Source organism: Clostridium sp. AF29-8BH, from assembly GCF_003478145.1.
Classification (GTDB): domain Bacteria; phylum Bacillota; class Clostridia; order Lachnospirales; family Lachnospiraceae; genus Otoolea; species Otoolea fessa.
Genome location: NZ_QUEL01000017.1, coordinates 1 through 13,851 on the forward strand (window position 1 = coordinate 1; position 13,851 = coordinate 13,851).

The window sequence follows — 13,851 nt, forward strand, 5'->3', positions numbered from 1 at the left end:
GTCTGTCTGTCTGTCTGTCTGTCTGTCTGTCTGTCTGTCTGTCTGTCTGTCTGTCTGTCTGTCTGTCTGTCTGTCAAGACGGTGCTACCTTTTTCTGCAAATGTCAAGAGTAAATCACGATAGTATTCATATTGTTTTTGGCGTGCTTCGATTTCAGCAGGCAATCCAATGTTCAAGTCAGTGCAAATAGCTTCAAAATTATCTAATACTCGAACCAAACGTTCTTGTACATTCAACGGTGGGAGCGGAATAAAAAAATCATTAAGCTGTTTCAAATTTAAATTCGGTTGTGCAGAACCCTTGATATTTTTTTGCATATACCGCTTCATCAAATCTGATTGCAATAAATACATTACATATTTGGGGCAGTTGCCTTTTGCAAGTCTAATGATTGCAAGAGCTTGATTAGTATTTGCTGGTAAAATCTCTTTAGGAACTATTGCACATTTCCCAATTGTTGCTCCTGCAATGGTAATAAGGATATCATTTTCTTCCAACATAGATCTTCTCAAAAATGTGGTATGCGTTTCTTCATCCACATAAGACAGCTTATTTGGAATAATCTTCGATCCATCAAATGCTTCAGTTTTTACAAAAGATACCCCTGTTTTAGTATAGCTTTTAGGTGTTGTACCTTTGGTAATAACAGAACATATATCCCCCAAACGAACGTGTTTGATTGTAGTATCAAATGTAAGTATATTATCTCTGTAATACTCATACTGTTTCTTCCGAGCTGTAAGCTCGGCTGTAAGCTCGGCTGTAAGTAACGTGAAAGAGTCCAAAATATGGACTATTTCACGTTGTACCTCCAGAGGAGGTACAGGGAGCATAAACTCTTCTGTGACTTTCAAGGAAATTTGTGGTAAAGACCCCATTCCCGATGCTGCATCCCGGAAAGTTTGAATACTATTCTTTAAAACATAATATAAAAATTTAACACTGACAATATCCTCTGATGTGTATGCCCACATTTCATTTTTAAATGTAAAAGGCTTATCATAATACACAACATCTATAACTCCACGGCTTTGAACCAAGACTGCTGGCACTCGTGTAATGTTAGCTTTTGGAATATCTTTTTCATGAGCATCAATGATTGTTTTGCCACCTGCAAATATTCTAATTTCACCATCATCACACGCTATTTCTTTCATTTTTCCAGCAGTTATTGATGTCCCCTTTACTCTCGTATAGATATCTTTCACCTTTTGGAACGGCACACCATCTGGGCAATATTCCTTTATTAGTTCATTTACTCTATTCATTTTCGCCCATTTTCCTTCCTTGATAAAATTCATTATCTCTTTTAGCCAACTCTGCAAAGACTTTCTCCATGTCTATTGGCGGTAAATGTGAGGTAACTTCGTCCCAATCGATAATTTCATAATTGAAATGAAATTTATCGCCATTCTCTTTATAATAGGCTTCTGCTACAGCACATAAGATCATGCATATTCTTCTAATATTCATTCTATATTCACGTTTCTGTTCATTTCCAAATCGAGTAATTGAACTGGAATCTGAATAAATATCAAACGGTTTAGCTTTTTCAATAACCAACGAAAAATGATCTATTGGTTGATTGGTTCGTAAACTATCATTTTTCATATTGGGATTTCCTTCATGTAACAATGAACAGCGCAAACTATAAATTACCTCTCCTGACAAATACGGCATATCATCTTTGTCTTCTGGATTCTTTTCATATTTACCTATTTCTTCGTCATACCATAAAATATATCGTTTTCTGCTGCTTCGTTCAGTTGGATATGCGGCCTTACCACAGATGTCTGGCAAGGTGAGTGCAGAACTTAATGCTACAAAATATAGTTCGTTTTCCAATGCCTTTCTTATGTCTTGAACCAGTCGAATTATCATTTACACCTCGATTTCTGCGATGATCTTATCAATCTCATCACGAAGCACCTGCTCACGAGCAACAATTTCCTTGATTTCCGCATTCAGCTTCTCAATATCAATTTTTTCTCTTGTATCTTCGGCTTCGACATAAGTGGATACCGACAAATTATAATCATTACCGGATACTTCTTCATAGCTTGCCAGATGTGCAAAATGCTCCTCTTCTTCACGCTTAGCAAACACATCCACGATACGGTCAATATTCTCTGGTGTCAGCTTGTTATTGTTAGTCACCTTCACACACTCACTTGTGGCATCAATAAACAGCGTTTTATTATCCGTCTTATTCTTTTTCATTACCATAATACAGGTTGCAATCGAAGTACCGAAGAACAGATTACTCGGCAACTGAATAACGCAATCCACATAGTTGTTATCTACCAGATATTTACGGATTTTCTGCTCTGCACCACCACGGTACATGATTCCCGGAAAACATACAATGGCGGCAGTTCCGTTAGACGCAAGCCATGACAGGCTGTGCATGATAAATGCCATATCTGCTTTACTCTTAGGTGCCAAAACTCCTGCCGGAGCAAAACGAGGGTCATTAATGAGCAATGGATTTTCGTCTCCCGCCCACTTGATAGAATATGGTGGATTAGACACGATCAGCTCAAACGGCTCATCATCCCAATGTTGCGGACTAAGCAATGTATCTTCACATGCAATGTTAAATTTATCAAATCCCACATCATGCAGGAACATATTAATACGGCACAGGTTGTAGGTTGTGATATTAATTTCTTGTCCGTAAAAACCGTTACGTATAGCGTCCTTGCCAAGAATTTTCTCAGCCTTTAAAAGCAATGAACCCGAACCACAAGCCGGATCATATACTTTATTAATTTCCGTTTTGTCTACAGTTCCAAGGCGTGTGAGCAGTTCGGACACATCTGCCGGAGTAAAGAACTCTCCACCAGATTTTCCGGCATTCGATGCGTACATGGTCATAAGGTACTCATAGGCATCGCCAAAGGCGTCAATGGAATGGTCTTTTACATCTCCCAGATTCATTTCGTCTACGCCATTCAGCAGTTTTACAAGCTTCTCATTACGCTTTGCAACGGTAGAACCCAGTTTATTGCTGTTTACATCATAGTCATCGAATAGTCCGGCAAAGTCGCTCTCTGCCTCACTGCCTTTCGCTGATTCCTCTATGTGACGGAACACACGCTCCAGTGTTTCATTTAAGTTTTCATCATTCGCAGCATTGGCACGGACATTACAGAAAAGTTCACTCGGAAGGATAAAAAAACCTTTTTCCTCTACCAGTCCTTCTCTTGCTTCTTCTGCATTCTCATCCGGCATTTTTGCAAAGTCAAAATCAGTGTTGCCCGCATCAATCTCACCGCAGTTTATGTAATTACACAGGTTTTCGGAAATATAGCGATAGAACATCGTGCCAAGAACATAATTTTTGAAATCCCAGCCATCGACTGCTCCTCGCAATTCATCTGCAATTGCCCATATTGCACGGTGCAGCTCATCTCGTTCCTGTTCCTTTTTGGTATCAACCATTCTCTTTTCCTCCGTTATCCTCTGGTACAAATTCCAGAATATCGTCAACGCCACAGTTCATAACACGGCATATACTCTCTATACTCTCGAGGGAAATATACCCATTACGTTTCAGCCGTGTGATAATATTTGCAGAGAAACCAGCCTCCTTCTGCAACTGTGCATTTGTCATATTTTTTTCTATCAATAAATGGAATAATTTTTTATAACTGACCGCCATGTCATTCCTCCATTCGTCTGCCAACAGATATATAGAAAGTGTATCACGAAAACGTGAATAATTCAACTTATGAAATAATACCATCTGTCTAAAATTCCCACCTAGAATTCCATACAATGATAATTTTTTCCGTAAAGAAAAAACGGCTGATCAACACCTTAATCAACCGCTTTAACTATTCCTTATAATCTGCACAAAATTCTTCTTTTTATATTTCCCAATCCGGTATACAAACCATTCAACACCTACAGCAATTCATCAATCTTCGTAAAATCAACTTGCAGATCATCATAAATCCCTGCCGGAACAAGATCGGAAAATGTATATTCGTTCATATCATTTTTTTCAAAATTATATACAATAATCCTGTTTTTCGTTTTATCCACGATCCAATATTCACGGACACCGGCTGTACGATATTTAAAAAGCTTTATCATATAGTCAATTCGCTGACTTCCCGGTGAAACCACCTCAATAATCCAATCTGGTGCTCCCGCACATCCTTTATCATTTAATTTAGATGGATCGCAGATCACGCTTACATCCGGCTCTACGTAAGTATGATCATCCTCATTTAAAAATACTGCAAACGGAGCGACATAAGGCCTGCATATCCCGCCTTTCTCCTTAATATAGTCCCGAATAGCTGCAAATAATTCGCCTACAATTTCCTGATGAGCCCGGCTTGGAGGTGCCATCATATACATGGTACCATCTATCAATTCTGCACGGGTTCCTTCCGGAAGATCATATATATCTTGTACTGTATACGTTTTGTATTTAGGTAATGGCATAGCTCCTCCTTTCTCGGCTAAAATATACTTTCCTCTATAATAAATAGTTTATCGTATCTCCGTTCTTTTATCAATCGATTCATTGATACGTTTTCAATTTTTAAAGCCAAAATGTTGTCAAAAAAGCGGCTGACCTCCCGATCAACCGCTTTAAATAACTCTTTTACCTATTATCTTCTCACTTCTTCATCCCAGCTGCCGTCTTCTTTCACATACCAGCCGTCCGGTGTCCGGCGTTTTGAATACATAATGCCGGCACTGCCGTCGTGATTCGAATTCAGATAATACCATTTTCCATTGATGAACTGCCATCCTGTAAGCATACCCTGGTTTTCGTCCATATAGAACCATCCCTGGTACAGGGTGTCATAGATCCAGCCGGTACTCAGATATCCCTCAGCGCCAAATGCCCACCATCTGCCGTTGACTTTTTCCCAATGAAATGCACCGGTATTGCCCATAGGCCAGGTGCCGTCACTGTAGCGGAGCCACCAGCCTCTGGCATCCTTTATCCAATGGCTGTAACCGTCATTCACTGCCTGATTCGATGCACCGGTGATAACCCCCTGCTCCTCGCTGCGGTAGCCTTTCTGGCTATCTTTGGTTACTGTGCCGGAACTTACGCTGCTGCTTTTTCCACTGCTGCTTTTTCCACTGCTGCCTTTTCCGCCGCTGCCTTTTCCGCCGCTGTCTTTTCCGCCGCCTGAATGACTGCCTGAGCTTGAAGGCGCTTGCTGAACCGTCACATTGACTGTTTTTACAGCATCATTGAAATTGGCCATCGAAGCTTTCACATATACCTGATAAGTTCCCGCATCTGTAAAGCCTGGGATCTCACTCTGGTAATCCACTCCATTCTTAGAATAAGTAAATACCACTGCATCCGGACTCACATTTGAAAGACCGGTTTTCACAGATGCATGGATCTGCGGTTTCTGTTCGGTACCATTATAGGTAAGCGGATCTGCCGATACAGTCATGGATGCAAAATCACGTGCTACGATATTGCCTTTGATAGATGTGCTATTTTCTGTCAGCTCATAATTCTTTGCATTGTCACCTGCTAACGTAATATTTGCCGCCTCAATATCATGCTCTCCAACATCCGCACTCTGATATGCCCAATTTACCTGGTCAGCACGAACATCCTGAGAATCAGGAGTACCGGAATCACTGTAAAGCTGAACAGATAAATTCTGCTCCTCCCTAATATCTGTCGTTCCATCATAGACTTTATCGAAAGAGTTTCCTGTTATCCGCGCATTTAATTTACACTTGTCGATTGTAAATATAGCTTGTTTCGATTCATTCGTATAATTTCTCTGACCCAACAGATAGACAGTGTATATTCCAGCATCTTTTCGCTCTGTAACTTTACTATTATCAGTTCCTGTCCAATATGTCCAATCTTGGATTATATAATCCGCCCTATCCACTGCATCTCCGCCCTGCCAGTTCTCAACCACTTTGATCTCCGGGCTCCAGGATTGACCATTATAAATGACGGTCTCTGGTTCGAGTGTTACTTTTGTATCTGCAAACCTCCGTTTGATAATACTCGTTGGGTTGCCAGAGCAAAATACCTTCGACTTGTAATTATCTACTGTCACTCTTACAAATACAAACTGACCCGACTCTGCTACATTCACAATCTTCGGACACTCCGACTTCCACTGATCTTCTTGTAAATCATCCGTACTACTTGTACGCTTCAGCTGATATTCATACCTTGCACCACTAGGAATGCCACTTGCGTTAATGGCAGCTGCCGGATATCCTTTAGATCCATTATATATACCGCTGGTAGCCGTTACGATCAAATTCCAGGAAGCAGGAAAAGCTGCTTTATTAACCGTCAATGTTATATAAACCGGATTTTCTCCGGCTTTATAGAATCCACTTGCCTGTGTATTCACCTTGATTTTAAATACACCAGCCTTGGTCACCGTCAACTGACCTGTTTTCTTGTCAATCGTTCCTTCTCCCTTATCACTTCCTGTATACTTAACAAGTTCATATTGCAGGTCTCCGGCGTTAACCGGTTTCTGAATAGTCGCAAGGTTTTGAACATTGATCGACATATTGTTGCAATAATCTGCACTTATTTTCGTTTTATGACCTGTAATTTTATCTGGAGTCTGCTTTACATCATCGGGCAGACTTCCGTTTCCGCTGATTGTGCCGGTATTGATAAATCTTCCGTTTTCTTCTTTTACAAATGGACCGTTTGAAACAAATTCTCCTTCATTGGTAAGTGTGCCACTATTAATTATCGTACTTCCAGAGGTTACCTTTCCGCCTCTTGCAACAGTGAAGGAACTATTTCCAGTAATGTTTAATCGATCAGTATTCAGTTCGTTGGCTTTGATCGTTACAGATCCACGCCCCTGCAAAAATCCTATTCCACCACTATTAGATTTTGTTGAAATTGTTCCGTCTGAAAGTTCAAAAATACCCTCATTCTCAATTCCGGGTTTTCCACTTCCAGTTGCCGTTAATGATCCACCCTTCATCCGGAAATTTCCACGGACAAACACGCCATTCTTGCCTGTTCCCGCAGCAGTAACAGCGCCTCCGTTAATATTTAAAGTTCCATTTCTTCCCACAACAATGCCCCCTGAGAATGAAGCGCTATTTTTTCCCCCATCGGCAGTTGCTTCTATCGTTCCACTTTCTATCGTCAAGTTACCTTCGACTGCTATTCCGCTGGATCCATCACTACTTGTTCCTGTCGTTGGATAATTCTTAGCTGTCAAAGAAGCGGGTGCTGTTCCTTCCTTAATCGTCGCTCTTACATTTTCCTTAATTTTGAGGCCAACTCCTCCAACACCTTTTCCTTTCCCCTCTAATACATTGCTTCCCTTTAATACTATCTCCCATGTTCCCCGGCTTAACTCAAGGTTCTGTATGGTAGTAGCATTCGTCATTCTTAATTGAAAGCTATTTTCTCCTGAATTAGTAACCTCTATACCGCGAGCGTTCAATAAATTCATTACGTCGTCGTTAAGACTAGAAAACCCACTCTCATCATAGGCAAGACCTTTACAAGTTTTCCCTTCGTCAAAATTTACATTTAACACAACATTTTTATAATCATACACCGGCATCGCCGCCTGGTCTCCCGTCACAGACACTTCCACCACCAGTGCCTCTACATCTTCCGCCAGTTCATATGCCTCCGGCAGCTCTGCTGCAAACTCATAGGTGCCTTCCAGAGGCCAGCGGCCTTCTTCATCCTGCACGTACTCGTTACAGTTCCAGCCAGTGATCGAAATTTTTTCCTCTTCTTCCCCCCCCCACTTCGCTTTCTTCTCCGACCTGGGCAATAATAGCCTGTGGTAAGTACTCCGTGACCTCTTCGAAGGATGGCTGGGATTCCTCGGTAACTCCGTTAAGCTCTAATTTTCCATCCAGCAGGTTCTCTTCCGGATCATACCAGGACCAGGAGAAGATCTGGACTTCACAGCCGGTATCACTGTTCCGCCTGGAACTGTCGTATCTTCCATATCCGATGGTGTACTGACGGAAGGAGCACCTTCCTGTTTCTCGTCATCCTCTGCTTTGTCAGCAGAATCTTTCTGATCGATGGTTTCTTCATCATCCGGCCCGGTTTCAGAATCGTCCGCGCCCGTACCGGAAGACGAGGCTGTATTCCGTATGCATCCGCTTTCTACAGTGCAGACGTGGGTACATTCCGTCGGCTCTTCTCCTATCTGGGACGAGGTTGCTTCCTCATCCGGCTCGCCGTAGCACTCCTCGGTATGCACATGGACACATTTTTTCCTCTCCGTCTTCTGCGGCATATCCGCCCATGCTGTATTTCCAAATAATGTCGATACTGCCAATGTCATTGTCAGACACACCGCTGCCGCCCTTCGTATATCTTTCATTCTCCCATCTCCTCTCTGTTTACCTTTCATCTCTTTTGACGCCCATGAAGATTAATTCTCATGATGTTATTATTAAACAATTTTCAAAAAATGTCAATAAACCGTACACAATATATGTTTAATACCGTCATTTATATGATTTCCCGATTTTCATTGTGAATTTCGTTACCTGCTATCTCCATCCCGCCCCAGATACTCCCACACAAACCGCGATACTTCCGCCTTTTTATGGTATCTCTCCCGCACCGCATACACATGCAGCCGGGTCTTTGCACGCGTCATTGCCACATAGAACAGACGTCGTTCTTCCTCCATATCCTCGTCCAGCATCGCGCGGCTGTGCGGCGTGATGCCTTCATTGGCATCGAGAATATAGACAATGGGAAATTCCAGCCCCTTGGCACTGTGCATCGTCGCGAGCGTGATCGCGTCCGTCTCCGTCCGCCGCTGCGCCGCCTGCCGGAGCAGTTCCTCCTTGTACGCCTCGATGTGTGCAAACCACTCGTCAAAGGTCTTGAAACCCGCCGCACTTTCTTTTAGCTCATCGGCAGTCTCTAAAAGCTCCTCCGGCCGCATCCGCCGGAATGCCGCATACTCGATCAGATATTCATCGTATCCCATGCCCTGGCGGATATAATTGACGGCTGCCAGAGGTGACATCCGGGCGATGGCCCGCAGATCCCCTTCCAGGCTCTCGATCCGCTCGGCAATCCAGTCTTTCTCCGCATAGAATGCCTTCATCTTCTCGAACGAAACCGTCTCATCCGGCATCACATCCCGGCTGATATAACGCTTCGGACGGTTGATGACCTGCAAAATATCTTCCCGCGCCCGGCTTCCCAGGGCGATCCGGATATAGGTCAGAATATTTCGCGAAATCCAATGTTCATAGAGGTTCGGCACCGTATCCCGTGTCCGGAAGGGAAGGTTGTATTCCATCAGCTTTTCCATCAGAAAACGAGGACCAGCATTGGTCCGGTATAAAACTGCGATATCCCCCGGCCGCACTCCCGACTGCAGATACAGCTGTATCTCCCTGGCAATGGCCAGATTTTCTTCCCCCGGATCCTGCCAGAGCTTCGTGATCACGTTCTTCCCATGACGTCCCGTTGTATGGATGGCCTTTGAAAAACGTTTCTGGTTTTCCCCGATCAAGCGCAGAGCCGGTGCCACGATCTCCTCGGTGCTTCGGTAATTCACATCCAGAAGAATCCGTCCGGCACCCGGATAATCCCGCTCAAACCCCAGCATAATCTCCGGTTTGGCCCCACGAAACCGGTAAATCGACTGATCATCATCGCCCACGATAAAAAGATTATCTTCCGGCTTGGCTAACATCCGCACGATCTCATATTGAAGTCGGTTGATGTCCTGAAACTCATCAATCAGGATGTACCGATACCTCCTCTGCCAGGCAGACAGGATATCTTTTCTTTCCGTAAAAAGTTCCAGACACAGCACCATCATGTCATCGAAATCGATGAGTCCGGCCCGGCGCATTTTCTCTTCATAGCCCGCATAGAGCTGACGGAAAACTGTATCCGGACAGTTTTTGGAATAGTAATGTTCCAGTGCAATCCTCTCTCCCTTGACAGAGCTTATCTCACTTAAAATGGAGGCTGCAAACTCATTTTCATCCTCCGGCTCCAGACCTCCGGCCTGAGCCAGCTCCCGGACAAACTGCATCTGCTGCTCTTCCCGGACAATATTGTCAGCGTATATCGGTATGCCAGCTTTAAGATCCTAAAAAAGATCGAATGAAAAGTACCGAAGGTGACTCTGGAGCCGCCGCCGGTCAATGCTTCATACCGCTCCCGCATCTCCTCGGCTGCTGCCCGGGTAAAGGTAATCACAAGAATATCCCCCGGATCGATTCCGTACTCCTTCGTCAGATACTGGACCCGATGGGTTATCACCGTTGTTTTCCCTGATCCCGGTCCCGCCAGAACCATCATGGGACCATCTTTATGCATGATTGCCTGTGTCTGTGCTTTACTGAATGCCATTTCCTGTTTCCTTACTCCACAATTCAAGAATATCTCGGCATATTTGCTTCGAAATTCGCATTTTGACGTGCAAGACATCCTTCTGCCGCGCATCTGAAGCAAATCTGTCAAGTACAAATGTAAGAAAAGTGCGCCTTGGAATGTATTTCTCACAAAGCGCACCTTTTCACTGCTTTTCATGCATCTACGATACATGAAAAAGCAGTTGTTTATTTACTACCTACTGATTTAATCTGCGAAGCCAAACTTGCTTCAAGTCGAACATCGACGGTTACGACAGCCTACTGCTGTGCCTCCAGAAGTTCAATCCCCTTCTTGATACGGCTGATCGACTCCTCCTTGCCAAGCACTTCCATGATCTCGGTCGCGCCTGCCGGCGTCATCTGCTTGCCGGATACAGCGGTACGGATCGGCCACATTACAAAGCCGGTCTTAACGCCCTCTTTGGATACATACTCGGACAGCGCCGCGTACAGGGCGTCGTTGGAGTAATCTTCCTGTGCTTCCAGAATCGGCAGAACATCTTTTAATACCTTTAAGGATGTCTCCAGATTGGTCTTCATCTTCTTGTGAACATACATCTGCGGATCATACTCCGGCAGTGTCTCAAAGAAATCGATGTGTCCCTCGATATCCGGGAAAATCTCGATTCTCGTCTTAACCATCGCCGCGATCTTCTTCAGATCCAGATCCTTGGTGATTACTTTCTTGATGTACGGCTCTGCCATCTCATAGAACTTATCAAAATCCATCGCCTTGATGTACTCGCCGTTCATCCATTTCAGTTTTACCATATCGAAAACAGCCGGAGATTTGCTGATATTCTTGTAGTTGAACTCTTTTACCAGCTCATCTAAGGAGAAAATCTCCTGATTATTTTCCGGTGACCAGCCAAGCAGGGCAACGAAGTTGACAACTGCCTCGGAAACGAAGCCCTGATCGATCAGATCCTGATAGGAAGAATGACCGCTTCGCTTGCTCAGCTTCTTGTGCTCCTCGTTCGTGATGGTCGGGCAGTGCACATAAACCGGAACCTTCCATCCGAATGCGTCGTACAGACGGTTGTACTTCGGTGAAGAAGACAGGTACTCGTTACCGCGGACTACATGGGTGATCTGCTGTAAATGATCGTCCACCACATTTGCGAAGTTGTAGGTCGGGAATCCATCCGATTTGATTAAAACCATATCGTCCAGCTCGGAGTTATCTACGGAAATATCCCCATAAATCTCATCGTGGAAGGTAGTCTTTCCCTCGGTCGGGTTGTTCTGACGGATGACAAACGGCTTTCCTGCCTTTAAGTTTGCCTCTACCTCTTCCTTGGAAAGGTGCAGGCAGTGCTTATCATAGGTCATGATCTCTTCGCCGTTTACTTCTCTCTTTAAGCTGTTTAAGCGTTCCTGATCGCAGAAACAGTAATAAGCTTCGCCTTTATCGATCAGCTTCTTCGCATATTCCATGTAGATGCCCTGTTTCTGACGGTCGCTCTGTACATACGGGCCAACCGGACCTCCGATGTCCGGACCTTCGTCATGCTTCAGTCCGGTATCGCGCATCGTATTGTAAATGATCTCGGTCGCGCCTTCAACGAAACGCTCCTGATCGGTATCCTCGATTCGCAGGATAAAATCGCCGCCCTCATGTTTTGCAATCAGGTATGCGTATAATGCAGTTCTTAAGTTTCCTACATGCATTTTGCCTGTCGGGCTCGGTGCGTATCTGGTTCTGATCTTTGTCATACTTTTCACACGGCTGTCTGGAAGCTTATGTTCCAAACAGTTTTTCCTTTCCTAGAAATAATTAAAATATTGGAATTATAAAATAAAGTAACTGTTCCGTAAGTCTGCGCATTTACTGCGCTGACCATACGAAAACATGGGCCAGCAGGCAGGTAATTTATATCACGCCTTCATATTCAGCAGATGGCACGCCAGCTGGAAATAAATCATCAGGCTGCACGCATCCACGATCGTCGTGATCATCGGCGACGCCATGATCGCCGGGTCGAGATGGATCGTCTTCGCCGCAATCGGAAGCACACATCCGATCGTCTTCGCGATGATAACCGTGCAGAACAGGCTGATAACTACCGTCAGGCAGATGAGTACCTGCCCCGGATACTGGATCATCAGACGCACGAAATTGACAAGCGCCAGAGAAAGTCCACAGAGCATTCCCACGCGGATCTCTTTCCACATAACCTTCAGAATATCCGCCGGTTCTACCTCGCCGACCGCCATACCACGGATGATCATCGTGCTCGCCTGGCTGCCGGAGTTTCCGCCCGTATCCATCAACATCGGAATAAACGTAACCAAAAGCGGAATCACCGAAAAGGCATTCTCATATTTTAACAAAATACCGCCGGTCACCATACTGCTCAACATCAGGATCATCAGCCACGGAATACGATTTCTCGCAAGCTGGAACACGCCCGTCTTCAGGTACGGCTTCTCACTCGGCAGCATCGCCGCCATCTTCTCGAAGTCCTCCGTCGCCTCCTGCTCCATGACATCCATGACATCATCGACCGTGATGATGCCGACCAGACGGTCTTCGCCGTCCACAACCGGTAAACTCAGGAGGTTGTACTCATTGAACGTCTCCACGACCTTCTCCTGGTCTTCCGTCGTATATGCCTTGATCACATGCGGATCCATGATATCGCCCATGAGCGCCGCATAATCATTCATCAGAAGATCCTTGACCGTCACAACGCCCTCTAAGCGGCGTTTTTCATCCATGACGTAGCAGGTGTAGATCGTCTCCTTGTCCACACCATATTTCCGGATATAAGCAAATGCCTGCTCCACCGTCATATTTTTCTTGAGTCCCACGTACTCCGCCGTCATGACGCTTCCAGCGCTGTTTTCCGGGTAATTGAGGAACTGGTTGATCAGTTTTCTCGTATCCGGGCTGGAGTTCTGAAGTACACGCCGCACGATCGTCGCCGGCAGCTCCTCCAGCATATCGACCGCATCATCGACATACAGGTCGTCAATGATGGCACGCAGCTCATTATCCGTGATACTGGTAATGATGTGCTGCTGCTGTTCGACTTCCAGACAGGCAAATACCTCCGATGCCAGCTCTTTCGGCAGCATACGGAATACAACGACCGTCTTTTCTGAATCCAATTCTTCGATAAATGAGGCAATATCCACCTCATTCATCTCGACCAGCTGGCTTTTCAGCTCCCGGTACTTCTTCCCGGTCAGCAGAGCCAGCAGCTCTTCTTTCTTCTCTTCTTCTAACATTCCCGTCTCCTTCCAAAATATTGTCATTTTGGAAATCGGACAGGCTGCTCCCTTCCTGCTCCTGCACACAGGCAGAATGCCGGAAACTTATCCACAGATGCGGCAGTGTACACAAGGAATCCGCTGTTTGCAGCTGTCATTCCTGCAAATGCATGTGTACGCTGCCTTCGGTTCTGGGTAGCTGCCGTCTGATTCCGCCTTATGACTCCGGCTTTCCATTGTGTTCACTCCTCTCCTGAT

The 13,851-nt window shown here is 44.9% G+C and carries 9 protein-coding genes and 1 pseudogene; all 10 read right to left on the bottom strand.

Going from position 1 to position 13,851, the window contains the following annotated elements:
* Positions 1-1,301, bottom strand: a 1,301-nt coding sequence (locus tag DWZ16_RS10425; protein ID WP_147353417.1) for a restriction endonuclease subunit S, incomplete at its 3' end; no start/stop codon positions are given.
* On the bottom strand, positions 1,261-1,881 hold the full coding sequence (locus DWZ16_RS10430) for a hypothetical protein (protein WP_118522741.1): 621 nt from the start codon (positions 1,879-1,881) through the stop codon (positions 1,261-1,263). The genes DWZ16_RS10430 and DWZ16_RS10425, both read right to left, overlap by 41 nt.
* Positions 1,882-3,444, bottom strand: a complete 1,563-nt coding sequence (locus DWZ16_RS10435; protein ID WP_118522742.1) for a type I restriction-modification system subunit M — start codon at positions 3,442-3,444, stop codon at positions 1,882-1,884.
* Positions 3,437-3,664: a helix-turn-helix domain-containing protein gene (locus tag DWZ16_RS10440; RefSeq protein ID WP_118522743.1), complete on the bottom strand. Its 228-nt coding sequence runs from the start codon at positions 3,662-3,664 to the stop codon at positions 3,437-3,439. The genes DWZ16_RS10435 and DWZ16_RS10440 overlap by 8 nt, the downstream gene beginning before the upstream one ends.
* Before the next feature lie 245 nt (positions 3,665-3,909).
* Positions 3,910-4,458, bottom strand: coding sequence for a Uma2 family endonuclease (locus DWZ16_RS10445; RefSeq protein ID WP_118522744.1), 549 nt, complete (start codon positions 4,456-4,458; stop codon positions 3,910-3,912).
* A 170-nt stretch (positions 4,459-4,628) separates the two neighbouring features.
* Positions 4,629-7,700 carry an N-acetylmuramoyl-L-alanine amidase family protein gene (locus tag DWZ16_RS10450; protein WP_147353418.1) on the bottom strand — a complete coding sequence of 1,024 codons (3,072 nt, stop codon included), beginning with the start codon at positions 7,698-7,700 and terminating at the stop codon, positions 4,629-4,631.
* A gap of 156 nt (positions 7,701-7,856) precedes the next feature.
* Positions 7,857-8,348, bottom strand: a complete 492-nt coding sequence (locus DWZ16_RS10455) for a hypothetical protein (RefSeq protein WP_118522746.1) — start codon at positions 8,346-8,348, stop codon at positions 7,857-7,859.
* Positions 8,349-8,513: 165 nt separating this feature from the next.
* Positions 8,514-10,354: pseudogene (locus DWZ16_RS10460) on the bottom strand (ATP-dependent helicase).
* 281 nt (positions 10,355-10,635) lie between these two features.
* The gene (gene gltX / locus DWZ16_RS10465; protein WP_118467759.1) at positions 10,636-12,093 is read right to left on the bottom strand and encodes a glutamate--tRNA ligase; all 1,458 of its coding nucleotides are present in this window, start codon (positions 12,091-12,093) and stop codon (positions 10,636-10,638) included.
* 162 nt (positions 12,094-12,255) lie between these two features.
* Positions 12,256-13,611: a magnesium transporter gene (mgtE, locus tag DWZ16_RS10470; RefSeq protein ID WP_107001090.1), complete on the bottom strand. Its 1,356-nt coding sequence runs from the start codon at positions 13,609-13,611 to the stop codon at positions 12,256-12,258.
* Positions 13,612-13,851: the final 240 nt, after the last annotated feature.

What these genes read in the sequence shown, in the direction of transcription:
- DWZ16_RS10430 (WP_118522741.1), bottom strand. Translation starts at nt 1,881, where the DNA reads ATGATAATTCGACTGGTTCAAGACATAAGAAAGGCATTGGAAAACGAA.
- DWZ16_RS10435 (WP_118522742.1), bottom strand. Translation starts at nt 3,444, where the DNA reads ATGGTTGATACCAAAAAGGAACAGGAACGAGATGAGCTGCACCGTGCA.
- DWZ16_RS10440 (WP_118522743.1), bottom strand. Translation starts at nt 3,664, where the DNA reads ATGGCGGTCAGTTATAAAAAATTATTCCATTTATTGATAGAAAAAAAT.
- DWZ16_RS10445 (WP_118522744.1), bottom strand. Translation starts at nt 4,458, where the DNA reads ATGCCATTACCTAAATACAAAACGTATACAGTACAAGATATATATGAT.
- DWZ16_RS10455 (WP_118522746.1), bottom strand. Translation starts at nt 8,348, where the DNA reads ATGAAAGATATACGAAGGGCGGCAGCGGTGTGTCTGACAATGACATTG.
- gltX (WP_118467759.1), bottom strand. Translation starts at nt 12,093, where the DNA reads ATGACAAAGATCAGAACCAGATACGCACCGAGCCCGACAGGCAAAATG.
- mgtE (WP_107001090.1), bottom strand. Translation starts at nt 13,611, where the DNA reads ATGTTAGAAGAAGAGAAGAAAGAAGAGCTGCTGGCTCTGCTGACCGGG.